This window comes from Streptomyces sp. NBC_01635, from assembly GCF_045209715.1.
Classification (GTDB): domain Bacteria; phylum Actinomycetota; class Actinomycetes; order Streptomycetales; family Streptomycetaceae; genus Streptomyces; species Streptomyces hirsutus.
Genome location: NZ_CP109277.1, coordinates 1617570 through 1641994, shown reverse-complemented (window position 1 = coordinate 1641994; position 24425 = coordinate 1617570). Strand labels below are relative to the sequence as shown.

At 67.4% G+C, this 24425-nt stretch carries 16 protein-coding genes and 3 rRNA genes; 16 read left to right on the top strand and 3 right to left on the bottom strand.

Annotated features, from left to right (window positions below; all coding sequences use genetic code 11):
* Nucleotides 1–164 precede the first annotated feature (164 nt).
* Complete coding sequence (locus OHB56_RS07955; RefSeq protein ID WP_406352394.1) at nucleotides 165–983, top strand: M15 family metallopeptidase; 819 nt, start codon at nucleotides 165–167, stop codon at nucleotides 981–983.
* A gap of 46 nt (nucleotides 984–1029) precedes the next feature.
* Nucleotides 1030–1566: an NUDIX domain-containing protein gene (locus tag OHB56_RS07950; RefSeq protein WP_055594404.1), complete on the top strand. Its 537-nt coding sequence runs from the start codon at nucleotides 1030–1032 to the stop codon at nucleotides 1564–1566.
* Between the two features lie 63 nt (nucleotides 1567–1629).
* Here the strand turns inward: OHB56_RS07950 and OHB56_RS07945 are convergent, their stop codons facing one another.
* Nucleotides 1630–3990 carry a glycoside hydrolase family 31 protein gene (locus OHB56_RS07945; protein ID WP_406358968.1) on the bottom strand — a complete coding sequence of 787 codons (2361 nt, stop codon included), beginning with the start codon at nucleotides 3988–3990 and terminating at the stop codon, nucleotides 1630–1632.
* A gap of 212 nt (nucleotides 3991–4202) precedes the next feature.
* Here OHB56_RS07945 and OHB56_RS07940 point away from each other — a divergent pair, with 212 nt between their 5' ends.
* Both OHB56_RS07940 and OHB56_RS07935 read left to right on the top strand, forming a co-directional pair.
* Nucleotides 4203–6170, top strand: coding sequence for an acetoacetate--CoA ligase (locus OHB56_RS07940; protein ID WP_406352392.1), 1968 nt, complete (start codon nucleotides 4203–4205; stop codon nucleotides 6168–6170).
* A gap of 104 nt (nucleotides 6171–6274) precedes the next feature.
* A complete protein-coding gene (locus OHB56_RS07935) occupies nucleotides 6275–7162 on the top strand; it encodes a hypothetical protein (protein ID WP_326751623.1) in 888 nt (295 codons plus the stop codon).
* Between the two features lie 138 nt (nucleotides 7163–7300).
* Here OHB56_RS07935 and ptsP read toward each other — a convergent pair whose 3' ends face one another.
* On the bottom strand, nucleotides 7301–8971 hold the full coding sequence (ptsP, locus tag OHB56_RS07930) for a phosphoenolpyruvate--protein phosphotransferase (RefSeq protein ID WP_388441054.1): 1671 nt from the start codon (nucleotides 8969–8971) through the stop codon (nucleotides 7301–7303).
* Nucleotides 8972–9049: 78 nt separating this feature from the next.
* A complete protein-coding gene (locus OHB56_RS07925; protein ID WP_406352390.1) occupies nucleotides 9050–9499 on the bottom strand; it encodes a PTS glucose transporter subunit IIA in 450 nt (149 codons plus the stop codon).
* 652 nt (nucleotides 9500–10151) lie between these two features.
* Here OHB56_RS07925 and OHB56_RS07920 point away from each other — a divergent pair.
* From OHB56_RS07920 to OHB56_RS07865, 12 genes are all read left to right on the top strand, one after another.
* Nucleotides 10152–11681 (top strand): 16S ribosomal RNA (locus OHB56_RS07920).
* A gap of 317 nt (nucleotides 11682–11998) precedes the next feature.
* A 23S ribosomal RNA gene (locus tag OHB56_RS07915) occupies nucleotides 11999–15121 on the top strand.
* An 84-nt stretch (nucleotides 15122–15205) separates the two neighbouring features.
* Nucleotides 15206–15322, top strand: a 5S ribosomal RNA gene (gene rrf / locus OHB56_RS07910).
* Together the 16S, 23S and 5S rRNA genes form the textbook arrangement of a ribosomal RNA operon.
* A 109-nt stretch (nucleotides 15323–15431) precedes the next feature.
* A complete protein-coding gene (locus tag OHB56_RS07905; protein WP_055692599.1) occupies nucleotides 15432–16040 on the top strand; it encodes a CDP-alcohol phosphatidyltransferase family protein in 609 nt (202 codons plus the stop codon).
* A gap of 115 nt (nucleotides 16041–16155) precedes the next feature.
* Nucleotides 16156–18651 carry a mannose-1-phosphate guanyltransferase gene (locus OHB56_RS07900; RefSeq protein ID WP_326751621.1) on the top strand — a complete coding sequence of 832 codons (2496 nt, stop codon included), beginning with the start codon at nucleotides 16156–16158 and terminating at the stop codon, nucleotides 18649–18651.
* A gap of 179 nt (nucleotides 18652–18830) precedes the next feature.
* A complete protein-coding gene (locus OHB56_RS07895; protein ID WP_326751620.1) occupies nucleotides 18831–19679 on the top strand; it encodes a DUF881 domain-containing protein in 849 nt (282 codons plus the stop codon).
* Nucleotides 19676–20008 (top strand): small basic family protein, encoded by a 333-nt coding sequence (locus tag OHB56_RS07890; protein ID WP_055597844.1) that lies wholly within the window; start codon nucleotides 19676–19678, stop codon nucleotides 20006–20008. Before OHB56_RS07895 ends, OHB56_RS07890 begins: the two co-directional genes overlap by 4 nt.
* A gap of 59 nt (nucleotides 20009–20067) precedes the next feature.
* Entirely contained in the window at nucleotides 20068–21114 is a 1047-nt protein-coding gene (locus OHB56_RS07885) for a DUF881 domain-containing protein (RefSeq protein WP_406358966.1), read from the top strand.
* Nucleotides 21115–21304: 190 nt separating this feature from the next.
* Nucleotides 21305–22123, top strand: a complete 819-nt coding sequence (locus OHB56_RS07880; RefSeq protein ID WP_079035192.1) for an FHA domain-containing protein — start codon at nucleotides 21305–21307, stop codon at nucleotides 22121–22123.
* Between the two features lie 46 nt (nucleotides 22124–22169).
* A complete protein-coding gene (locus OHB56_RS07875; protein ID WP_326751618.1) occupies nucleotides 22170–22913 on the top strand; it encodes a MerR family transcriptional regulator in 744 nt (247 codons plus the stop codon).
* 77 nt (nucleotides 22914–22990) lie between these two features.
* Nucleotides 22991–23464 carry a bifunctional nuclease family protein gene (locus tag OHB56_RS07870; RefSeq protein WP_003988851.1) on the top strand — a complete coding sequence of 158 codons (474 nt, stop codon included), beginning with the start codon at nucleotides 22991–22993 and terminating at the stop codon, nucleotides 23462–23464.
* A 217-nt stretch (nucleotides 23465–23681) separates the two neighbouring features.
* Complete coding sequence (locus tag OHB56_RS07865; RefSeq protein WP_079035191.1) at nucleotides 23682–24368, top strand: MerR family transcriptional regulator; 687 nt, start codon at nucleotides 23682–23684, stop codon at nucleotides 24366–24368.
* Nucleotides 24369–24425: the final 57 nt, after the last annotated feature.

Here is a 24425-nt window from a genome sequence, read left to right as displayed (position 1 = left end):
GTACCGGAGGGCCGGTGTACGACCGCACCCGGCCGCGGCGCGACAACGGATCTCCCTCACCCTCGTCCAATACTCCCGACGAGTCGTCAGGAGCGTGTCACGGGCGAGCGAACAGGGACAGAGTGCTTCCCCGTCGACCCCGCCTCCTGATAGATGCAGGAGACATGACACAACTCTCCGCCGCGGTACGCACTCTGGTCACCGCACTCGCCGCCCTGACGGCGACGACCGCCGCGACCGCCCCCGCAGCATCCGCCCCGGCCACGCCGGAGCCCAGGGCCCCGAAGGACTTCGTGGCGCTGAGCAGCGTGGACCCGACGATCATCCAGGAGATCCGCTACTTCACCCCGCACAACTTCGTGGGCGAGCGCATCGACGGCTACCGGGAGCCGCTGTGCATCCTCACCCGCCCCGCGGCCCGGGCCCTCCACGAGGCCCAGCGGAAGCTGCTGCCCCGCGGCTACTCCCTCAAGGTGTACGACTGCTACCGGCCCCAACGCGCCGTGGACCACTTCGTACGCTGGGCCAAGGACCCCGACGACCAGGCGATGAAGGCCGAGTTCTACCCGAACGTCGACAAGTCCCGGCTGTTCGCCGACGGTTACATCGCCGAGAAGTCCGGCCACAGCCGCGGCTCGACCGTGGACCTCACCGTCGTACGGCTCCCCGCCACGCCGACCCGCCCGTACCGCCCCGGAGAACCCCTCACACCCTGCTTCGCGGACCAGGACGAGCGGTTCCCCGACAACTCCGTCGACATGGGCACCGGTTACGACTGCTTCGACACCCTCAGCCACACCCTCGACCCCCGCATACAGGGCGAACAGCGGGCCAACCGGACGCTCCTCAAAAACACCTTGGAGGACCTCGGCTTCGTGAACCTGGCCGAGGAACGGTGGCACTACACCTTCAAGCCGGAGGCCCGTCCGGACACCTACTTCGACTTCCCGGTGTCCCGGAGATCGCTCGCCGGCCACCGCTGAGCGGCCCCCCGGAGACGCCCCCGCCCCGATCGGTTACAGTCCGCGCGTGCCCAGAACCCAAACCCCCGGCCCCGATCCCGTGCCGGACTCCCACTGCTCGAGCTGCGGCACGCCCTTCGGCGAGGGCGTCTCCGGCTGGCCCCGCACCTGTCCGGCATGCGGCACAGCCGCCTATCGCAACCCGCTGCCGGTCGCGGTCGCCCTCCAGCCCGTGTACGACCCGAAGGGCACCGCCCTGGTCGTCATCACCCGGACCATCGCCCCCGCGCGCGGAGGCACGGCCCTGCCCGGCGGTTACATCGACGACCGGGAGGACTGGCGCCAGGCCGTCGTCCGCGAACTCCGGGAGGAGACCGGCATCGACGCGGCGAGCCGCGACGTACGCCTCGCCGAGGCCATGAGCTCGCCCGACGGGCACCTGCTGCTGTTCGGCCTGCTCCCGGAACGCCCCGCGGAAGGGCTGCCGCCGTCGGCCGCCACGGCCGAGACGGAGGGCTGGCACCTGCTGCGCCGCGCGGAGGAGCTCGCTTTCCCGCTGCACACGCGCGCCGTGCAAGCCTGGTTCGAGGGCCGGTACATATGACCCCACGGCCTGGCCCGGCCGGCCGCAGGGGCACGGACGGGGCCGGGCTCTCACCCGCCCCGCTCAGTCCGGTCCGAGCCCGCGGACACGCACCGGGTGGGGCAGACCGCCGGTGCCGTGCCCGCCCTCCCGCTCGACGACGATCCGGGACCCCGCCCAGCGGGCGGTGTACCGCTCGACGCCCGGCTCCTCCCAGCCGTCGCCGGCGTCCGCGACGACCGTCCCGCCACCGGCCCGCCCCCTGACGGGCGCCCACACCTCCAGTTCCAGCCCGCCGTCCTCCCCGTACACGGGGATGACGGCGCCCGCGCGGGCGAACACCGGAATGCGGTCCAGGGGCGCGTCGACCACTATCCGGGCAGGCCCGTCGAACGCCCGGCCCGTCGCCGTCTCGTACCAGCGCCCGCCGGGCAGCCGCACCGTACGCCGTTCCGCGCCCGCCACCAGCACCGGCGCCACCAGCAGGCTGTCGCCCAGCAGGAAGGCGTCCTCGCAGTCGCGCAGCGCACGCTCCTCCGGCGTCGACCACCACAGCGGCCGCACACAGGGAGCACCGGTCCGTCGGGCCAGATGCGACAGCGTCACGAGGTACGGCCGCAGCCGCCGGCGCTCGACGAGAGCCGCGCGCGCGTGCGCCAGCACCTCGGCACCGAACTCCCACGGCTCCCTGTGCCCCGCCCCCGCGCGGGTACGGAGCAGCGGCAGATGGACGCCCAGCTGGAGCCACCGCAGATACAGCTCGGGAGAAGGATTCCCGCCGGTGCCGCCGACGTCCGGCCCCGCGTACGGGACACCGCACAGCCCGAGCCCCAGAACCAGGGCCAGCGACGCCCGCAGTCCGGGCCAGCCCGTGGCCGCTTCCCCCGGCAAGGCCCCGCCGTAGCGCTGCATGCCGGCCCACCCCGAGCGGGAGAACAGGAACGGCCGCTCCTCGGGCAGCAGCGCCCGCAGCCCCTCGTGGGCCGCCCTGGCCATGCACAACGCGTACACGTTGTGCGCCTCACGATGATCACCGTCCCGCCCGTCCAGGGCGTGACGGGCCGAGCGGGGGAGTGTCGGCTCCCCGAACGCGGCGAACGACGTCGGCTCGTCCATGTCGTGCCAGAAGCCCGCGAACCCCTGCTCCAGCCGCTCCGCGTACAGACCACCCCACCACGCGCGCACGCGCGGGTGCGTGAGATCGGGGAAGACCACGTCCCCGGGCCAGGACACACCCCGGACGACATCCCCCGAGGCGTCCCGCACGAACGCGTCCCGGGCCGCCCCCGCCTCGTACACGGCGTGACCGTCCCCGGCGGGAACCGCCGGACCGACGACCGAAACCAGCCGGATCCCGTCCCGCCGCAGCTCGTCGGCGAGAGCCGGCAGCTTGGGGAACCGTTCCCGGTCCACGGTGAACCCCTGGTGGGCGTCGTGATGACCGCTACCGAGGTGGACGGCGTCGAGCGGCAGTCCGTGCTCCTGATGGCCGGCGACGGCCCGCCGCACCTCCTGCTCACCGCCGTCGCCCCACTGCACGTGATGATGACCGAGGGCCCACGCGGGCGGCAGCGCGGGAGCACCGGTCAGCGACGCCCAGGCGAGCAGCACCCGCGCGGGAGTACCCACCATCACCCAGCAGCGCAGCGGGCCCCCGTCCATCCGCAGCTCGCTGGTCCCCGCCCGGTCGTGCCCGGAGCCGGCGCCCTCCGCGCCTTCCCGCAGCGTCACGGTGCCGTCCCACGAACAGTCGTGGAACGCGAGATGTGTGCCCGCGTCGGCCAGTACCAGCTGCACCGGCATCGTGAGGGGAAACGGATCGCCGCCGGCCTCGGAACCGCGACCGGGACCCGTGTTCCACAGCCGGTAGGTGCCGTCCCGCAGCCTCGGCCCCGAGGCCCGTCCCCCGAGCCCGAAGAACCGGGCGTCGGCACGCACCTCGGACCGCTGCATCCAGCGCGCCGGGCCCCCCGCCACCGGTTCCCACCACCGCGGCGGCAGCTCCCGACGCAGCACCACACCACCCGGAGTGAGCACCTCCACCGCGCCGTGCCACGAGACGGCGACCGTCACCCGCTCGGCGACCACCCGCCAGCCGCCGTTGGTGTCCGGCTCCAGCACCGCCCGCGGATCCGGGTCGGGACAGCGCCCGGCCAGCGCGTACGACGGCTCCGGAGCCGCCCCGTCCCAGCCCCAGAAGACGGCCCCGTTCACGGCGACGCGGATCCGCAGCTCGGAACGGCCGAACCGGACGACACCACCCCCGGGCCCGGGTTCCACCTCCCGTACCGGCCCCGGAGTCCGCGCGCGCTCCGCCCCGCGCGGTGGCAGCCCGGTGGCATCGGCCCGCCGCCTGCGCCACGCTGCCCGTACGGTACGCAAACCCTGAGCCGTCCCCACCGAGCCGACCGATCTCATCGAACGCACCAGGTCACGACCGTCCATGGTGCTCACCCTGCCACTGTCCGCACCTCGCACGAGTGGCGTTCAACTGCCGTTCACCCATGATCGGACCACATCTTCACGACCGGGAGCATGTGGGCCGTGCCCTGGTACGGAAGACGATCACGTGGCATCGTCCCTGTCAGCCGCGTCACGCGCACACCCCAGCCCGTGCGCGCAGGACGCACACGACGCGCACAGTCCGGGAGCAGCCCATGTCGACCGTGAACCCCCAGCCGCTCTGGCAGCCAGATCCGGAACGCATCGCCCGCGCCCGGATCACCACGTTCCACGCGTGGGCGGCCGAGCACCACGGCGCCCCCGCCGAGGGCGGCTACGCCACGCTGCACCGCTGGTCCGTGGACGAGCCGGAAACCTTCTGGAAAGCCGTCACGGAGTGGTTCGACGTCCGCTTCTCGACCCCCTACGCGCGCGTACTGGGCGACCGTTCGATGCCCGGCGCCCAGTGGTTCCCCGGTGCCACCCTCAACTACGCCGAACACGCCCTGCGCGCCGCCGCGACCCGCGCGGACGAGCCGGCGCTCCTGCACGTCGACGAGACCCACGACCCGAGGCCCGTCACCTGGGCCGAGCTGCGCCGCCAGGTCGGTTCCCTGGCGGCCGAACTGCGCGCCCTCGGCGTACGCCCCGGCGACCGCGTCAGCGGCTACCTGCCCAACATCCCGCAGGCCGTCGTCGCCTTCCTGGCCACCGCGGCGGTGGGCGGCGTGTGGACCTCCTGCGCGCCCGACTTCGGAGCCCGCAGTGTGCTCGACCGCTTCCAGCAGGTCGAACCGGTCGTCCTGTTCACCGTCGACGGCTACCGCTACGGCGGCAAGGAGCACGACCGCCGCGACGTCGTCGCCGAACTACGCCGTGAACTGCCCACCCTGCGCGCCGTCGTGCACATCCCCCTGCTCGGCACCGACGCCCCGGACGGGACACTCGACTGGCAGGACCTCACCTCCGCGGACACCGAACCGGTCTTCGAGCAGGTGCCCTTCGAGCACCCCCTGTGGGTGCTCTACTCCTCCGGCACCACCGGACTGCCGAAGGCGATCGTCCAGTCCCAGGGCGGCATCCTGGTCGAACACCTCAAACAGCTCGGACTCCACTGCGACCTGGGCCCGGAGGACCGCTTCTTCTGGTACACGTCGACCGGCTGGATGATGTGGAACTTCCTCGTCTCCGGCCTGCTCACCGGAACGACGATCGTCCTGTACGACGGCAGCCCCGGCTACCCGGACACAGGCTCCCAGTGGCGGATCGCCGAACGCACCGGCGCCACCTTCTACGGCACCTCCGCCGCATACGTCATGGCCTGCCGCAAGGCGGATGTGCACCCCTCGCGCGACTTCGACCTCTCAGCGGTGCAGTGCGTCGCCACCACCGGCTCCCCCCTCCCGCCCGACGGCTTCCGCTGGCTGCACGACGAGGTGCGCGACGACCTGTGGATCGCCTCCGTCAGCGGCGGCACGGACGTGTGCTCCTGCTTCGCCGGCGCCGTCCCCACCCTCCCCGTCCACGTCGGCGAGCTGCAGGCACCCTGCCTCGGCACGGACCTGCAGTCCTGGGACCCGAACGGCAGGCCCCTGACCGACGAGGTCGGCGAGCTCGTGGTCACCCATCCCATGCCGTCCATGCCGATCCGCTTCTGGAACGACCCCGATGGCAGCCGCTACCACGACAGCTACTTCGACACCTATCCCGGTGTCTGGCGGCACGGCGACTGGATCACCCTCACCTCCCGAGGTTCCGTCGTCATCCACGGCCGTTCCGACTCCACGCTCAACCGCCAAGGCGTCCGCATGGGGTCGGCGGACATCTACGAGGCCGTCGAGCGCCTTCCCGAGATCAGGGAATCCCTCGTCATCGGCATCGAACAGCCCGACGGCGGCTACTGGATGCCCCTGTTCGTCCACCTGACACCGGGCGCCGTGCTCGACGAGGGACTGAAGGGCCGCATCCAGCGGACCATCCGCGAGGAACTGTCCCCACGCCACGTCCCCGACGAGATCATCGAGGTGCCCGGCGTCCCGCACACCCTGACCGGCAAACGCATCGAGGTCCCGGTCAAACGCCTTCTCCAGGGCACACCGCTGGAGAAGGCGGTCAACGCCGGCTCCGTCGACAATCTGGAGCTGCTCACGTTCTACGAGGACCTGGCCCGCGAACGCGCCTGACCTCACCCTGCCCGCCAGCCCGGCCCGCTGCCGCCCGCCCGGACGCCGTTGTCAGTGCCCCCGATTACTGTGAGTGAACCTTGATCGACTGTGCAGGGGGAGACATGACGTACACCGACCACCGGACCATGCGACGCGTCCTGCGCCGCGAGATCGCGGGCACCATCGGGCTGCTGACCGACGAGCACGACTTCCGAGCCATGCGGCACTACCGAAGCTTCCTCTTCGACGACCACGGCATCTACCTCGAACACGTGGAGGCCGTCCTCAGGACACGGGCCCTGCAGGGCAGCCACACCACACTGGCCCTCTTCGACCCCGAGGAGTACACGGAGTTCTGCGCACAACGCGGCCTCGACCCGGACAGCCACACCAGCCGCACCCGCTTCACGGCCGAACTCGCGGCCACCGGAGCCACCGTCCCCTACGAGGGGCAGCCCCTGACCGACCTCCTGCCCGCCCTCGTCGACGAGGGCGTCCGCCACGCGACCTGGGAGTACGCGACCATGCTCCTCGCGCGTCTCGGCGCCTGCCCCTCGTGCGGCGAGGACCTGGGCCGCGAAGCCTTCACCCGAGCCTCCCGGCTGCTCGTCCGCATCCTCGACACGGCGGGTCCCGGGAGCCGGCACCTCGTCTGCAGCGTCTCCGGACCACCCGAGACCCTGGTCGCCGTCCTCCACGCCGACGACAACGGCGGACACCTGGAACTGGACGACACCGAGATCCTCGAATTCACCACGGTGCTGGCCGTCGGCCTCGCCACCGACAAGCCGGGCGGGCTCGTCCTGCGGACCACCGCCCCGGGCACCCCCGACCGTGTCCACGGCTGGCGGTTGCGCGCCCATGGCCTCGAGCCCCTCACCGCAGGGGAGGTCTTCGACGCCTACTGCACCGACATCGAATCGGGAGACCCCATCCCGCCCGAGTCCAACGTCGACTACTGCGAGCCGCCCGACCTCGGGGAGGACCCGAGCCCGTCCCACCACCACTGAACCCCGAACAGAAAGGGGACGCGGAACGGAGAGGGAAACGGGGAGCGGCCGCCAAGAAGGGGCGCCCCTTGCGTGGAGCGCCCCTTCGGGAACAGCGGCGGCGATCGTCAGCCCGCCCACCGTGTCCTGCCTGCCCTGTTACTCGCCCGACAGCACCGCCTGAGCGGCCCTACGGGCCTCCTCGGCACTGTCCGTCGCACGGGCCGCGGCGGCGGCCCGCTCGCACTGCGCCAGAGTGAACTTCGCCAGCGCCGCCCGCACATAGGGGATGGACGCCGCACCCATGGAGAGGGAGGTGACACCCAGACCGGTCAGCACCGAAGCGAGCAACGGGTCGGACGCGGCCTCACCGCAGACACCACAGCTCTTGCCCTCGGCCTTGGCGGCCTCCGCCGCCAGTGCCACCAGGTCGAGCAGTGCGGGCTGCCACGGATCCTGCAGCCGGGACACCGCCCCCACCTGACGGTCCGCGGCGAACGTGTACTGCGCGAGGTCGTTCGTCCCCAGCGACAGGAACTCCACCTCCTGCAGGATCGAGCGCGCCCGCAGTGCGGCCGACGGAATCTCGACCATCGCACCGAACTTCGCGTGCAGCCCCGCCTCACGGCATGCGTCGGCGAAGGCCTTGGCATCGGCCCGGTCCGCCACCATCGGGGCCATCACCTCAAGGTGGACGGACAGCCCTTCCGAGGCCTTGACGAGCGCCGACAGTTGGGTACGCAGCACCTCGGGGTGGTCGAGCAGAGACCGGAGACCGCGCACGCCCAGTGCCGGGTTCGGCTCGTCCGCCGGGGTGAGGAAGTCCAGCGGCTTGTCCGCGCCCGCGTCCAGCACCCGCACGACCACACGGCCCTCGGGGAACGCCTCGAGCACCTGACGGTAGGCCGCGACCTGCTTCTCCTCGGAGGGAGCGTTCTTGCTGTCGTCCAGGAAGAGGAACTCGGTACGGAAGAGACCGACACCCTCCGCGCCCGCCTCGACCGCGGCCGGCACATCCGCCGGACCGCCGATGTTCGCCAGCAACGGCACCGTGTGACCGTCGGCGGTCGCACCGGGCCCGGTCGACGCGCTCAGCGCCGCCCGACGCTCGGCCGCCGCGGCCTCGAGCTGCCCCTTCTTCTCCTCGCTCGGGTTCACGAAGATCTCACCGGTGCTGCCGTCGACGGCGATCAGTGTTCCTTCGGCGAGCTCACCGGCACCGGGCAGGGCCACCACGGCCGGCACACCGAGCGCCCGAGCCAGGATCGCGCTGTGACTGGTGGGTCCCCCTTCCTCGGTCACGAAACCGAGCACCAGGGTCGGGTCCAGCAGCGCCGTGTCCGCCGGGGCGAGATCACGGGCCACGAGGACGTAGGGCTCGTCGCTGTCCGGGACACCCGGCATCGGAACCCCGAGCAGCCGGGCGACGATGCGGTTCCGCACGTCGTCGAGGTCGGCCACGCGACCCGCCAGATACTCACCGGCAGCGGCCAGCAGCTCGCGGTAGGCGGCGAACGCGTCGTACACCGCACGCTCGGCGGTACTGCTTTCGACGATGCGACGTTCCACGTCCGTCATCAGCTCGGGGTCCTGGGCCATCATGGCCTGGGCCTCGAGGACCGCCTGGGCTTCGCCGCCCGCCAGATTGCCGCGCGCCATCAGATCGGCCGCCACCGCCTCCACGGCCTTGCGGGCGCGTCCCTGTTCACGCTCCGCCTCCTCGGCCGGGATCTGTCTGGCCGGCGGCTCGAGGACCGCAGTTCCCATGTGCCGAACCTCGCCGATCGCCACACCATGGCTCACACCGACGCCTCGCAGCGTTGTCTCCATCTCACCTGTCTCCGGTAATGCGGCGCTATCCGCCGCCGTGTGGGTTGCCCTGCTTGCCGTCGGGCGACGGCACCGGCGTCACTTCCAGAGGAAGAGGGAGTCGCCGGCCTTGACCTCGCCGTCGTCGCGCAGTTCGGAGAGTGCCTCCACCGTGGCGTCCAAGGCCACGACCGGGCACACCGGGGACTTGCCGGAGGCCTCGACTGCCGCAGGGCTCCAGCGCACCACACCCTGACCGCGAGTCACGGTGTCGCCCTTGTTGACGAGCAGTTCGAAGCCGTTACCGTTGAGCTGCACGGTGTCGATGCCGAGATGGGTGAGGACGCCGTGACCGCTCTCGTCGACCACGACGAACGCATGCGGGTGCAGAGAGACGACGACACCGTCGACGGGGGAGACAGCCGTGGAGGGCTCCCGCAGGGGGTCGATCGCCATACCCGGGCCGACCATGGCCCCGGAGAAGACGGGATCGGGCACGGAGTCGAGTCCGATCGCCCGTCCTGCGAGCGGGGATGTCACGGTGGTCATGGGAAGCCTCCCAGGGGCGGAGATCGGTAAGGGCCCGTCACTGTCGGTCTCGGACGGCGCACTGTGATGCAGCGTATGTCATAGGTAGTACCGGTTCCGTACGAGAGAACCGATTAGAGGTCTAGACCACTTCTTCTTGTTGATTTGCACCTGCTCCGCGGCCCCCTGTACAGTCGGGCACCTGCCTGGGGCCGGACGGCGCGATCTTGCGTCACTACCCCGCAGCAAATCCAACTTGTCAGATCCTATCCCGGGGTCAACTTCTGCGTTCTCGCAGGACGGTGGTCAGGGAGCAGGGAAAACACTGATAAAGTCGGAGTCGCCGGAAAGGGAAACGCGAAATGCGGAACCCCGGGAAGGCGAACAGCCCGAGGAAATCGGATCGGAAAGATCTGATAGAGTCGGACACGCAGGACCGAAGGGAAGCGCCCGGAGGAAAGCCCGCGAGGGTGAGTACAAAGGAAGCGTCCGTTCCTTGAGAACTCAACAGCGTGCCAAAAATCAACGCCAGATATGTTGATACCCCGTCTTCGGCCAGCAGGCCGGGACGAGGTTCCTTTGAAGAACAACACAGCGAGGACGCTGTGAACGGTGGGGCCCATTCCGCCCGACCGTTCCGCTCTCGTGGTGTTCTCCCGATCACGGGAAAGCATTCACGGAGAGTTTGATCCTGGCTCAGGACGAACGCTGGCGGCGTGCTTAACACATGCAAGTCGAACGATGAAGCCCCTCGGGGTGGATTAGTGGCGAACGGGTGAGTAACACGTGGGCAATCTGCCCCTCACTTCGGGACAAGCCCTGGAAACGGGGTCTAATACCGGATGATATCCCCGCCCGCATGGGCGGGGGTTGAAAGCTCCGGCGGTGAGGGATGAGCCCGCGGCCTATCAGCTTGTTGGTGAGGTAACGGCTCACCAAGGCGACGACGGGTAGCCGGCCTGAGAGGGCGACCGGCCACACTGGGACTGAGACACGGCCCAGACTCCTACGGGAGGCAGCAGTGGGGAATATTGCACAATGGGCGCAAGCCTGATGCAGCGACGCCGCGTGAGGGATGACGGCCTTCGGGTTGTAAACCTCTTTCAGCAGGGAAGAAGCGCAAGTGACGGTACCTGCAGAAGAAGCGCCGGCTAACTACGTGCCAGCAGCCGCGGTAATACGTAGGGCGCGAGCGTTGTCCGGAATTATTGGGCGTAAAGAGCTCGTAGGCGGCCTGTCGCGTCAATTGTGAAAGCCCGGGGCTTAACCCCGGGTCTGCAGTCGATACGGGCAGGCTAGAGTGTGGTAGGGGAGATCGGAATTCCTGGTGTAGCGGTGAAATGCGCAGATATCAGGAGGAACACCGGTGGCGAAGGCGGATCTCTGGGCCATTACTGACGCTGAGGAGCGAAAGCGTGGGGAGCGAACAGGATTAGATACCCTGGTAGTCCACGCCGTAAACGGTGGGCACTAGGTGTTGGCGACATTCCACGTCGTCGGTGCCGCAGCTAACGCATTAAGTGCCCCGCCTGGGGAGTACGGCCGCAAGGCTAAAACTCAAAGGAATTGACGGGGGCCCGCACAAGCAGCGGAGCATGTGGCTTAATTCGACGCAACGCGAAGAACCTTACCAAGGCTTGACATACACCGGAAACGTCTGGAGACAGGCGCCCCCTTGTGGTCGGTGTACAGGTGGTGCATGGCTGTCGTCAGCTCGTGTCGTGAGATGTTGGGTTAAGTCCCGCAACGAGCGCAACCCTTGTCCCGTGTTGCCAGCAAGCCCCTTCGGGGGTGTTGGGGACTCACGGGAGACCGCCGGGGTCAACTCGGAGGAAGGTGGGGACGACGTCAAGTCATCATGCCCCTTATGTCTTGGGCTGCACACGTGCTACAATGGCCGGTACAATGAGCTGCGATACCGCGAGGTGGAGCGAATCTCAAAAAGCCGGTCTCAGTTCGGATTGGGGTCTGCAACTCGACCCCATGAAGTCGGAGTTGCTAGTAATCGCAGATCAGCATCGCTGCGGTGAATACGTTCCCGGGCCTTGTACACACCGCCCGTCACGTCACGAAAGTCGGTAACACCCGAAGCCGGTGGCCCAACCCCCTCGTGGGGAGGGAGCCGTCGAAGGTGGGACTGGCGATTGGGACGAAGTCGTAACAAGGTAGCCGTACCGGAAGGTGCGGCTGGATCACCTCCTTTCTAAGGAGCACTTCTCGCCGGGTTCGCCCGGCCAGAGGCCAGTACACCGGCGCACGTCCGGTGCTGGTGGCTCATGGGTGGAACGTTGATTAGTCGGCCGGTCGTTTCGGGCCGAGGACTGCGAGTACTGCCCCCCTTGCCGGGGGTGTGGAAAGCACGATCCTCGGACGGGGACCGGTCGGGCACGCTGTTGGGTGTCTGAGGGCACGGCCGTATCGGCTGCCTTCAGTGCCGACCCCGGTACAGCATCGCGTCAGCGGTGTGTGACGGGTGGTTGGTCGTTGTTTGAGAACTGCACAGTGGACGCGAGCATCTGTGGCCAAGTTTTTAAGGGCGCACGGTGGATGCCTTGGCACCAGGAACCGATGAAGGACGTGGGAGGCCACGATAGTCCCCGGGGAGTCGTCAACCAGACTTTGATCCGGGGGTGTCCGAATGGGGAAACCCGGCAGTCGTCATGGGCTGTCACCCATACCTGAACACATAGGGTATGCGGAGGGAACGCGGGGAAGTGAAACATCTCAGTACCCGCAGGAAGAGAAAACAACCGTGATTCCGGGAGTAGTGGCGAGCGAAACCGGATGAGGCCAAACCGCAGGCGTGTGAGACCCGGCAGGGGTTGCGCATGCGGGGTTGTGGGATCTCTTATTTCATGGTCTGCCGGCCATGAGGCGAGTCAGAAACCGTTGATGTAGGCGAAGGACATGCGAAAGGTCCGGCGCAGAGGGTAAGACCCCCGTAGCCGAAACGTCAACGGCTCGTTGAAGAGACACCCAAGTAGCACGGGGCCCGAGAAATCCCGTGTGAATCCGGCGGGACCACCCGCCAAGCCTAAATATTCCCTGGTGACCGATAGCGGATAGTACCGTGAGGGAATGGTGAAAAGTACCCCGGGAGGGGAGTGAAATAGTACCTGAAACCGTGTGCCTACAAGCCGTGGGAGCGTCGCGTTGAGTGCTTGCACTCAACGTCGTGACTGCGTGCCTTTTGAAGAATGAGCCTGCGAGTTTGCGGTGTGTTGCGAGGTTAACCCGTGTGGGGAAGCCGTAGCGAAAGCGAGTCCGAACAGGGCGACGCAGTAGCATGCCCAAGACCCGAAGCGGAGTGATCTAGCCATGGGCAGGTTGAAGCGGAGGTAAGACTTCGTGGAGGACCGAACCCACCAGGGTTGAAAACCTGGGGGATGACCTGTGGTTAGGGGTGAAAGGCCAATCAAACTCCGTGATAGCTGGTTCTCCCCGAAATGCATTTAGGTGCAGCGTCGCGTGTTTCTTGCCGGAGGTAGAGCACTGGATAGGCGATGGGCCCTACCGGGTTACTGACCTTAGCCAAACTCCGAATGCCGGCAAGTGAGAACGCGGCAGTGAGACTGTGGGGGATAAGCTCCATGGTCGAGAGGGAAACAGCCCAGAGCATCGACTAAGGCCCCCAAGCGTACGCTAAGTGGGAAAGGATGTGGAGTCGCACAGACAACCAGGAGGTTGGCTTAGAAGCAGCCACCCTTGAAAGAGTGCGTAATAGCTCACTGGTCTAGTGATTCCGCGCCGACAATGTAGCGGGGCTCAAGCGTACCGCCGAAGTCGTGTCATTGCAGCTATAGGGCCAACGCCCGCTGTGATGGGTAGGGGAGCGTCGTCTGCCGGGTGAAGCCGCGCCGGAAGGCAGTGGTGGACGGTTGACGAGTGAGAATGCAGGCATGAGTAGCGATACACACGTGAGAAACGTGTGCGCCGATTGACCAAGGGTTCCTGGGTCAAGCTGATCTGCCCAGGGTAAGTCGGGACCTAAGGCGAGGCCGACAGGCGTAGTCGATGGATAACCGGTTGATATTCCGGTACCCGCTGTGAAGCGTCAAACATTGAATCGGGCGATGCTAAGTCCGTGAAGCCGTTCCGGACCCTTCGGGGAAAGGAAAGTGGTGGAGCCGACGAACCCAACCCGTAGTAGGTGAGTGATGGGGTGACGCAGGAAGGTAGTCCAGCCCGGGCGGTGGTTGTCCCGGGGTAAGGGTGTAGCCCGTCATCCAGGTAAATCCGGATGGCATAAGGGTGAGACCCGATGCCGAGCCGATTGTGGCGAAGTGGATGATCCTATGCTGTCGAGAAAAGCCTCTAGCGAGTTTCATGGCGGCCCGTACCCTAAACCGACTCAGGTGGTCAGGTAGAGAATACCGAGGCGTTCGGGTGAACTATGGTTAAGGAACTCGGCAAAATGCCCCCGTAACTTCGGGAGAAGGGGGGCCATGTCCGGTGATGAGGTTTTCCCTCTGAGCTGGGTGTGGCCGCAGAGACCAGCGAGAAGCGACTGTTTACTAAAAACACAGGTCCGTGCGAAGCCGTAAGGCGATGTATACGGACTGACGCCTGCCCGGTGCTGGAACGTTAAGGGGACCGGTTAGTCACTCTTCGGGGTGGCGAAGCTGAGAACTTAAGCGCCAGTAAACGGCGGTGGTAACTATAACCATCCTAAGGTAGCGAAATTCCTTGTCGGGTAAGTTCCGACCTGCACGAATGGCGTAACGACTTCTCGACTGTCTCAACCATAGGCCCGGTGAAATTGCACTACGAGTAAAGATGCTCGTTTCGCGCAGCAGGACGGAAAGACCCCGGGACCTTTACTACAGTTTGATATTGGTGTTCGGTTCGGCTTGTGTAGGATAGCTGGGAGACTTTGAAACTCGGACGCCAGTTCGGGTGGAGTCGTCGTTGAAATACCAGTCTGGTCGTGCTGGATGTCTAACCTGGGTCCGTGATCCGGATCAGGGACAGTGTCTGATGGGTAGTTTAACTGGGGCGGTTGCCTCCTAAAGAGTAACGGAGGCGCCCAAAGGTTCCCTCAGCCTGGTTGGTAATCAGGTGTTGAGTGTAAGTGCACAAGGGAGCTTGACTGTGAGACCGACGGGTCGAGCAGGGACGAAAGTCGGGACTAGTGATCCGGCGGTGGCTTGTGGAAGCGCCGTCGCTCAACGGATAAAAGGTACCCCGGGGATAACAGGCTGATCTTCCCCAAGAGTCCATATCGACGGGATGGTTTGGCACCTCGATGTCGGCTCGTCGCATCCTGGGGCTGGAGTCGGTCCCAAGGGTTGGGCTGTTCGCCCATTAAAGCGGTACGCGAGCTGGGTTTAGAACGTCGTGAGACAGTTCGGTCCCTATCCGCTGCGCGCGCAGGAGTCTTGAGAAGGGCTGTCCCTAGTACGAGAGGACCGGGACGGACGAACCTCTGGTGTGCCAGTTGTCCTGCCAAGGGCATGGCTGGTTGGCTACGTTCGGGAGGGATAACCGCTGAAAGCATCTAAGCGGGAAGCCTGCTTCGAGATGAGGACTCCCACCCACTTGATGGGGTAAGGCTCCCAGTAGACGACTGGGTTGATAGGCCGGATATGGAAGCACGGTAACGTGTGGAGTTGACCGGTACTAATAGGCCGAGGGCTTGTCCTCAGTTGCTCGCGTCCACTGTGTTGGTTCTGAAACCACGAACGACCCCATGTGCCACACATGGTGCGGTTGTCTGTTTCATAGTGTTTCGGTGGTCATAGCGTAGGGGAAACGCCCGGTTACATTCCGAACCCGGAAGCTAAGCCTTATTGCGCCGATGGTACTGCAGGGGGGACCCTGTGGGAGAGTAGGACGCCGCCGAACTCCTTTTAGAGCTCTGGCTCTTGGGCACGCAGCCCGAGAGCCAGAGCTTTTTTGTTTTGAGGTAGGGTCAATGAGCATCATCAATACTTTTCCCCCAGGAGGTCCCCGGGTGGAGGTCCAGGAGACTCGCGTCCAGACGGACCGTGTCCTCACCATCCCGAACATCCTCAGCATGGCGCGGCTTCTCGGCGTGCCCCTCTTCCTGTGGCTGATCCTCCGACCGGAGTTCGGTGGCCCGAAGAGCGACGGCTGGGCGCTCTTGGTGCTCGCTCTGAGCGGTGTCAGTGATTATCTGGACGGCAAGCTCGCGCGCCGTTGGAACCAGATCAGCAGCCTCGGCCGGCTTCTGGATCCAGCGGCGGACCGGCTCTACATTCTTTCGACCCTTGTCGGTCTCACCTGGCGCGAGATTCTTCCGCTTTGGTTGACGGCCGTACTGTTGGCCCGTGAGCTGGTTCTCCTGGTGATGGTGGGCATCCTCCGGCGGCACGGCTATCCGCCCCCGCAGGTGAACTTCCTTGGGAAGGCAGCTACCTTCAACCTGATGTACGCCTTCCCGTTGCTCCTGCTCAGTGACGGTAGTGGCTGGATCTCGTCACTCGCTGCTATTTTCGGATGGGCGTTCGCCGGATGGGGTACAACCCTCTATTGGTGGGCAGGAGTCCTCTACGTGGTGCAGGTCCGCCGCCTGGTTCGTGCGGACGCCATGGCCGGCTGAACTCGCTGATTGGCACGCGCAACGTCGCGCGATGGCCCGCAGTGGAAAAGTGCGGGACAATCTTGACGGGTGAAGTCGGCTAGACCGTCGTCTCTTAGAGGAGGACGCTTCCGACATGAAGGCCGTCGTGATGGCTGGGGGCGAAGGCACGCGCCTTCGGCCTATGACCTCAAGCATGCCCAAGCCGCTCCTGCCGGTGGCCAATCAGCCGATCATGGAGCACGTTCTGCGGCTGCTCAAAAGGCATGGGCTCAACGAAACCGTTGTGACTGTCCAGTTCCTGGCGTCGCTCGTCAAGAACTATTTCGGTGACGGTGAAGAGCTCGGAATGGAGCTCACCTATGCCAATGAGGAGAAGCCACTCGGTACCGCAGGGAGCGTGAAGAACGCCGAGGAGGCACTGAAGGACGACACCTTCCTCGTCATCTCCGGCGACGCGCTGACGGATTTCGACCTGACCGAGCTGATCAACTTCCACAAGGAGAAGGGTGCGCTGGTCACGGTCTGTCTGACCCGGGTGCCCAATCCGCTGGAATTCGGTATCACCATCGTGGACGAGGAAGGCAAGGTCGAGCGCTTCCTGGAGAAGCCGACCTGGGGACAGGTCTTCTCCGACACGGTGAACACCGGGATCTACGTCATGGAGCCCGAGGTCTTCGACTATGTCGAGCCCGACGTGCCCGTCGACTGGTCCGGGGACGTCTTCCCGCAGCTGATGAAGGAAGGCAAGCCCATCTACGGCTTCATCGCCGAGGGCTACTGGGAGGACGTCGGCACGCACGAGAGCTATGTGAAGGCGCAGGCCGACGTTCTCGAGGGCAAGGTCGACGTCGACATCGACGGTTTCGAGATCTCTCCGGGCGTGTGGGTCGCCGAGGGCGCCGAAGTACATCCCGATGCCGTGCTGCGCGGACCGCTCTACATCGGCGACTACGCCAAGGTCGAAGCCGGCGCCGAGATACGTGAGCACACGGTCGTGGGATCCAACGTCGTGGTGAAGAGCGGGGCCTTCCTGCACAGGGCCGTCGTCCACGACAACGTGTACATCGGACCGCACAGCAACCTGAGGGGCTGCGTGCTCGGCAGGAACACCGACGTCATGCGCGCGGCGCGAATCGAGGACGGCGCCGTCATCGGCGACGAGTGCCTGATCGGTGAAGAATCCATTGTCCAGGGCAATGTACGGGTCTACCCGTTCAAGACGATCGAGGCCGGTGCGTTCGTCAACACCTCGGTCATCTGGGAGTCCAGAGGACAGGCACACCTTTTCGGCGCCCGCGGGGTGTCGGGAATCCTGAACGTCGAGATCACGCCTGAACTTGCCGTTCGGCTGGCCGGCGCCTATGCGACGACGCTGAAGAAGGGATCGACGGTCACCACCGCCCGGGACCACTCCCGCGGTGCCCGAGCCCTGAAGCGTGCGGTCATCTCCGCGCTGCAGGCCAGCGCCATCGACGTACGGGACCTGGAGAACGTACCGCTGCCCGTGGCCCGGCAGCAGACCGCCCGGGGCAGCGCGGGCGGCATCATGATCCGGACCACTCCCGGGGTACCGGACTCCGTCGACATCATGTTCTTCGACGGGCAGGGCGCCGACCTCTCGCAGGGCAGCCAGCGCAAACTGGACCGGGTGTTCGCGCGGCAGGAGTACCGGCGCGCGTTCCCGGGCGAGATCGGTGATCTGCACTTCCCGGCGAGTGTCTTCGACTCGTACACCGGCTCGCTGTTGCGGAACGTCGACATCACAGGAATCGCGGAGTCCGGGCTGAAGGTGGTCGTGGACGCGTCCAACGGCAGCGCGGGGCTCGTGCTGCCGAGTCTGCTCGGCAAGCTCGGAGTGGACTCGCTGACCATCAACCCGGGGCTCGACGAGTCCAGGCCGACCGAGACGGCAGATGTCCGGCGGTCGGGACTGGTGCGGCTCGGCGAGATGGTGGCATCCTCCCGTGCCGCGTTCGGTGTGCGGTTCGACCCGGTCGGCGAGCGGCTCTCCCTCGTCGACGAGAAGGGGAGGATCATCGAGGACGACCGGGCGCTGCTCGTCATGCTCGACCTCATCGCGGCCGAGCGGCGCAGCGGTCGTGTCGCGCTCCCCGTGACCACCACCAGGATCGCCGAGCAGGTGGCGGCCTACCACGGCACCCAGGTGGAGTGGACGACCACCTCGCCCGACGACCTCACCCGCGTGGGCGGTGAGGAGGGCACGATCTTCGGCGGGGACGGCAAGGGCGGTTTCATCGTTCCGGAGTTCAACAGGGTCTACGACGGCACCGCGGCCTTTGTCCGGCTCATCGGCCTGGTGGCCAGGACGCAGCTCACGCTCAGCCAGATCGATGCGCGTATCCCGCGTGCGCACGTGATCAGGCGTGACCTGGCGACCCCGTGGGCGGTCAAGGGACTCGTGATGCGGCGGGTCGTCGAGGAGGCCGGTGACCGCTTCGTGGACACCACTGACGGTGTGCGTGTGGTGGAAGCCGACGGCCGCTGGGTGATGGTGCTGCCCGACCCGGCCGAGGCGGTCACCCACCTGTGGGCCGAGGGCCCCGACGACGCCTCCGCCCAGGCTCTGCTCGACGAGTGGGCAGCAGTTGTGGACAGCGCCGGACGGTAGCCGGAACCGGGCGAAGAGCGGTCCGCGTGCGTGCCGGACAAGTGTCCCCGACGGGGCCTGTCCGGCACGCACGTAGGCCCGTTCGGAGGTAGCGCCCGCGGCATGCGACGATGTGCGGCATGCCGCAGCAACCCCCCGTTCGGAGCACCCCCCAGCGGCTACCGCGTCCGGACGCGTCCATGTCGTTGATCACCAACGTGATGGACCACAGCCTCGACGAGGGATACGCCGAGGCTGCCGCGCGGAAGCAGGCCGACGGCACCGGAGGCATGCCGAAGACCCTCAGGGCGAAACTGGGGCTCGCCGGCGGTCTGGTCCTCGCGGCCCTGGTGGTGACCGTCGGAGCCGCGCAGGCCAGAGCTGAGGCTCCCGTCGTCGCCAAGGAGCGCGAGGAACTGATCGACAGGATCGACCGGGAAACCGAGGCGGCGGACAAGCTCGAGGACGGCATCGACGCCCTCCGCGCCGACGTGAGCGCGCGGCAGCGCGAGGCGCTCAGGCGCAGCGGCCAGAGCAACCGCACCGACCTGGTGGGCGTCCTGGCGGGCGCTGTCGCGGTGCACGGGCCCGGCGTGAAGCTCGTGGTGAACGACGCCAAGGACACGAGCACCGGCGGAGACGGCGACGCTCGTTCGACCACCGGGTTCTCCGACACCGGGCGGGTCCGCGACCGGGACATGCAGCGTGTGGTCAATGGCCTGTGGGAGTCCGGCGCCGAGGCGATTTCCATCAACGGGCAGCGGCTGACCGCCCTCTCGGCGATCAGGGCGGCGGGAGACGCGATACTGGTCGACAACAGGCCGCTGGTACCCCCGTACACGGTCTTCGCCGTGGGGGACGGCCGCCAGTTGAGCAGCCGGTTCCAGAACAGCTCGGACGGGCTGTATCTGCATGCCCTGCAGGAGAACTACGACATCCGTACCGCTCTCTCGGTGGAGGACGACCTCCGGCTGCCCGCCGCACCGAGTGTGATCGTCCGAACTGCTCAACCGATAACCGAGACCGCACCTGAGAAAGGCACATCGTGATCGCCGTACTGGGCCTCGTCGTGGGAGTCGTGGTCGGCCTGTTGGTCCGGCCCGAGGTTCCGGCGGTCGTCGAGCCGTACCTGCCGATCGCCGTCGTGGCGGCCCTCGACGCCGTCTTCGGCGGGCTGCGGGCCATGCTCGACGGCATTTTCGACGACAAGGTCTTCGTCGTGTCGTTCCTGTCCAACGTGGTCGTTGCCGCGCTGATCGTCTTCCTCGGCGATGAGCTGGGCGTGGGTGCCCAGCTGTCCACGGGCGTGGTGGTCGTCCTCGGTATCCGGATCTTCTCCAACGCCGCGGCGATCCGCCGGCACGTCTTCCGGGCGTGAGACCGATGAGCGACCAGGACCACGAGCCCGAGCACAAGCACCCCCGTCAGGACGACAGGATGACGCCCGAGCCGCCGGCCGGACCGCACACGGACCCCGGAGCCCGCCAGGAGTCCCCGCCCCGCCCCGCTCCGGCACCGACCCCCGCTCCGGCACCGACCCCCGCTCCGGCACCGACCCCCGCTCCGGCACCGACCCCCGCTCCGGCACCGACCCCCGCTCCGGCACCGACCCCCGCTCCCGCGCCGCGTCCCGCTCCCGCGCCGCGTCCCGCCGCGGCGACCGGTGACAGCTTCCGGAAGGAACTGCCCGACGAGGCGCCCGCGAGCGCCTCCTCCGCGTCCACGGAGGAGGAGGCGCCGCCGGAGCGGCTGGGATCCGATCTGTCCGGACGGCAGCGGCTGGTGAAAGGCCTGTGGCCGCCACGGATCACCCGGGCCCAACTCATCGTCGCTCTCCTGCTGTTCGGCCTGGGCTTCGGACTGGCCGTCCAGGTGGCCTCGAACAGCGAGGGCGACAGTGCCCTGCGCGGCGCACGCCAGGAGGATCTCGTCCGCATCCTCGATGAACTCGATGACCGTACAGAGCGTCTTGAGGACGAGAAGCAAGGACTCGAGGAGCAGCGCGACGAGCTCGAGAACAGCTCGGACCAGGCCGAGGAGGCTCGCCGGCAGACGCTCGAGAGGGAACGCCAACTCGGCATTCTGGCGGGCACGGTGGCTGCACAGGGCCCCGGCATCACGTTGGTCGTCGAGGACCCGAAGGGGATGGTCGAGTCGAACATGCTGCTCGACGCGGTCCAGGAACTGCGCGCGGCCGGCGCCGAGGCCATTCAGGTGAACGGCGTACGGGTCGTGGCGGGCACCTACCTGTCGGATTCCGGCGACGGAGTGAGCGTCGACGGGAACAAGATCACCGCCCCCTATCGTTTCAAGGTCATCGGCAAGCCGCAGGACCTCGAGCCGGCGCTCAACATCCCTGGAGGAGTGGTGCAGACTCTCGAGAAGGAACAGGCCACCGCCTCGGTGGAGCGATCGACCAAGATCGTCGTGGATGCCTTGCGGTCGGCGAAGCAGCCTGGCTACGCTCGGTCGTCCTCGCAGTGAACCGGGGGTGCATGGAGGGCGACCGGCGAGAGCAAGAGGTTGCGGGGGGTCGCCGCACCGAATGGGTGGTGCGTGGTGGAAACTGTCTGGTGGATACGGACGTTGTGAGGATGTCCGGGTCGGCCAGTGTGTTCAGTCAGGGTTCGTCCTGCCCCACGGGCGGGTCTGTTGAGGTCAAGGGGAATCGCCCGTGAAGTTGTTTGGGAAGTTGTTCGGCAAGAGCGCGCGAGAAGGCCGCGACAATGCGACCGCTCGTCATCGCGCACAGCCCGACGCGGAGGCACCGCGTCCGCTGTACCGGGATCAGGTCGGCGGTCCGGGTGAGAACGTTGCAGGAGGCCAGGGCGCGCCGTCGGTTGACCCTGCGCAGTCGAGCGGCATAGGTTTCGGGCAACCGTCAACCTCAGGTACGGGTGGAGGGTTCTCCGCCCCGTACGCGTCCCAGGCCCCCGGTGGGCAGGAGGATCCGTCCATGTCGGCCTTGGTGTGCACGAGGTGCGGTAACCGCAACGCGGAGAACAGCCGTTTCTGTTCGAACTGTGGAGCCCCGCTCAGGCCCGGAGCCGTCCCGGAGCGTCCCTCCGAGACGACGTCCACCATCTCCATCTCCGGTCTCGAGGCGTACGACGCCGAGGTCACCGGCCAGACGCAGGTGCCGACGCTGTCCCCGGAGGCGCAGGCGGCCGTCGACGCGCTGCCGATGGGGTCCGCGCTCCTGGTCGTGCGCCGCGGGCCGAACTCGGGCAGCCGCTTTCTGCTGGACGGCGATCTGACCACGGCCGGACGCCACCCGCAGAGCGACATCTTCCTGGACGACGTGACGGTCTCCCGTCGGCACGTGGAGTTCCGCCGCAGCCAGGACGGTTCGTTCACCGTGGCCGACGTGGGCAGCCTGAACGGCACGTACGTCAACCGCGAGCGGATCGACCAGGTCGGTCTGTCGAACGGTGACGAGGTGCAGATCGGCAAGTACCGGCTGGTCTTCTACGCGAGCCAGCGGGGTTACTGACCCTCCCCGGACTCCGTCCGGGACACCCTGACCCCAGGGAAGGTCCATGCTTCATACACCGAGCGGCGGTGCCGGGCACGGTACCGCCGCCGCGGAAACTGGACTGATGAGTATCGGCACGGTGCTGAACGTGCTGCGCGAGGAATTCCCCGAAGTCACCATCTCCAAGATCCGCTTCCTGGAGTCGGAGGGGCTCATCGAGCCGCAGCGGACCCCCTCGGGGTACCGCAAGTTCAGCGCCGGGGACGTGGAGCGTCTCGGCCATGTCCTGAGGATGCAGCGGGACCACTATCTGCCGCTCAAGGTGATCCGCGAGCACCTGGACGCCATGGAGCGCGGCGAGGCCCTCCCGCTTCCGGCACTGGCCCGGCCGCGGGACGGGGAAACCGGCCCTGAGCCGTCCGCCGACCCGCGCGCGACAGCGGCCCGGATCGGGAGGGCCCAGTTGCTGGCGGCGGCCGGCGTCGACCAGCAGCAGCTCGCGGAGTGGGAGTCGTACGGGCTGCTCGCGCCGGTCGAGGACGAGGTGTACGACGCCGAGGCGGTCACCGTCGCCGGCCTCCTCACCGAGCTGGGGCGGTTCGGGATCGAGCCGCGGCACCTGAGGGCGATGAAGGCCGCCGCCGACCGGGAGGCCGGACTGGTCGACCAGGTCGTCGCCCCGCTCAAACGGCACCGCAACCCGCAGACCAGGGCGCACGCGGAGGCGCGTACGAAGGAGCTCGCCGGTCTCACGGTGAAGTTGCACGCCGCGCTGGTGAGCGCGGCGCTCGGGGTGCGGCTGCCCTGAGGCGAGAAGGGTCCGGATCGGCCGCCCGATCCGGGCCCGACTACCCAAACGTCCCGGGCACGGCCTAGGGTTACTGTGTGAACGAGCTCGATGTCGTAGGTGTCCGGGTCGAAATGCCCTCGAACCAACCGATCGTGCTGCTGCGTGAAGTGGGAGGCGACCGGTACCTCCCCATCTGGATCGGCCCGGGGGAGGCCACGGCCATCGCCTTCGCCCAGCAGGGTATGGCTCCCGCGCGCCCGCTGACCCACGACCTCTTCAAGGACGTTCTGGAAGCCGTCGGCCAGGAGCTCACGGAAGTGCGCATCACAGACCTGCGCGAGGGTGTCTTCTACGCGGAGCTGGTCTTCGCCAGCGGGGTCGAGGTGAGTGCCCGGCCGTCCGACGCCATAGCGCTGGCGCTGCGTACGGGTACGCCGATCTATGGCAGCGACACGGTGCTCGACGACGCGGGGATCGCCATCCCGGACGAGCAGGAGGACGAGGTGGAGAAGTTCCGCGAGTTCCTCGACCAGATCTCGCCGGAGGATTTCGGCTCCAGCAGCCAGTGAGGGGCGGCGGCCGTCCCGCCGGATGCCGCTCGGAACCGCGGTGCGTGAGAGCCTCGCGCGGCCCGCGCGGAGGGCATTCGGCTAGCCTTTCCCCGCGGTGGGGCACGGGAAACCACTCTTAGGGTGATTATCACTCGGCGTGCCGAGTGTGGCGATCGTTGACGCACCCTTGGTGACTGCCTACCGTCGGGGAGGCAGGTCAAGGACGGAGGTCGGCGTGAGAAGCACCGGCGACGGTACGGCTGGGGGTGCCCCCGGACATGGTCTCGGGGTGAGCGGTCCGTACCCTCCCCCAGGCTCTCAGCTCCGCGCGAGCGGGGCGTATGCCCATCACGGCAGCGCGGCCGATCCTGCTCCGCAGCGACCGGCGGCCGTGCCGAGCAGCGGAGGGGCGGCGACGTCCATGGCGTCCGAGGAGATCGGCTACCGGGGCCCGACGGCCTGCGCGGCCGCCGGCATCACCTACCGGCAACTGGACTACTGGGCTCGCACGGGGCTGGTCGAGCCGAGTGTGAGGCCCGCCCATGGCTCGGGGACACAGCGGCTGTACAGCTTCCGGGACGTCGTCGTCCTGAAGATCGTCAAGCGGTTCCTGGACACCGGTGTCTCACTGCAGAACATCCGTACCACCGTCCAGCACCTGCGGGAGGGGGGCTTCCGCGACCTGGAGCGCATGACGCTGATGAGCGACGGCGCCACGGTCTACGAGTGCGGCACGCCGGACGAGGTCCATGCCCTGCTCCAGGGCGGCCAGGGGATCTTCGGGATCGCCGTGGGCGTGGTGTGGCGGGACGTCGAGAGCGCGCTGTCGCAGTTGCACGGGGAGCGCGTCGACACCGGGGAGACGCTGATCGGCCCCAACCCGGCGGACGAGCTGGCGAGGCGGCGCAACCGCGCCGTCTGAGCAGTCTGCACGGCCGGGCGGTCCGCACTGTCCGGGGCGGCGGCACGCCCGGCGGGG

What these genes read in the sequence shown, in the direction of transcription:
- OHB56_RS07875 (WP_326751618.1), top strand. Translation starts at nt 22,170, where the DNA reads ATGCTTCATACACCGAGCGGCGGTGCCGGGCACGGTACCGCCGCCGCG.
- OHB56_RS07895 (WP_326751620.1), top strand. Translation starts at nt 18,831, where the DNA reads ATGTCGTTGATCACCAACGTGATGGACCACAGCCTCGACGAGGGATAC.
- OHB56_RS07900 (WP_326751621.1), top strand. Translation starts at nt 16,156, where the DNA reads ATGAAGGCCGTCGTGATGGCTGGGGGCGAAGGCACGCGCCTTCGGCCT.
- OHB56_RS07940 (WP_406352392.1), top strand. Translation starts at nt 4,203, where the DNA reads ATGTCGACCGTGAACCCCCAGCCGCTCTGGCAGCCAGATCCGGAACGC.
- OHB56_RS07945 (WP_406358968.1), bottom strand. Translation starts at nt 3,990, where the DNA reads ATGGACGGTCGTGACCTGGTGCGTTCGATGAGATCGGTCGGCTCGGTG.
- OHB56_RS07885 (WP_406358966.1), top strand. Translation starts at nt 20,068, where the DNA reads ATGACGCCCGAGCCGCCGGCCGGACCGCACACGGACCCCGGAGCCCGC.
- OHB56_RS07935 (WP_326751623.1), top strand. Translation starts at nt 6,275, where the DNA reads ATGACGTACACCGACCACCGGACCATGCGACGCGTCCTGCGCCGCGAG.
- OHB56_RS07955 (WP_406352394.1), top strand. Translation starts at nt 165, where the DNA reads ATGACACAACTCTCCGCCGCGGTACGCACTCTGGTCACCGCACTCGCC.
- ptsP (WP_388441054.1), bottom strand. Translation starts at nt 8,971, where the DNA reads ATGGAGACAACGCTGCGAGGCGTCGGTGTGAGCCATGGTGTGGCGATC.
- OHB56_RS07925 (WP_406352390.1), bottom strand. Translation starts at nt 9,499, where the DNA reads ATGACCACCGTGACATCCCCGCTCGCAGGACGGGCGATCGGACTCGAC.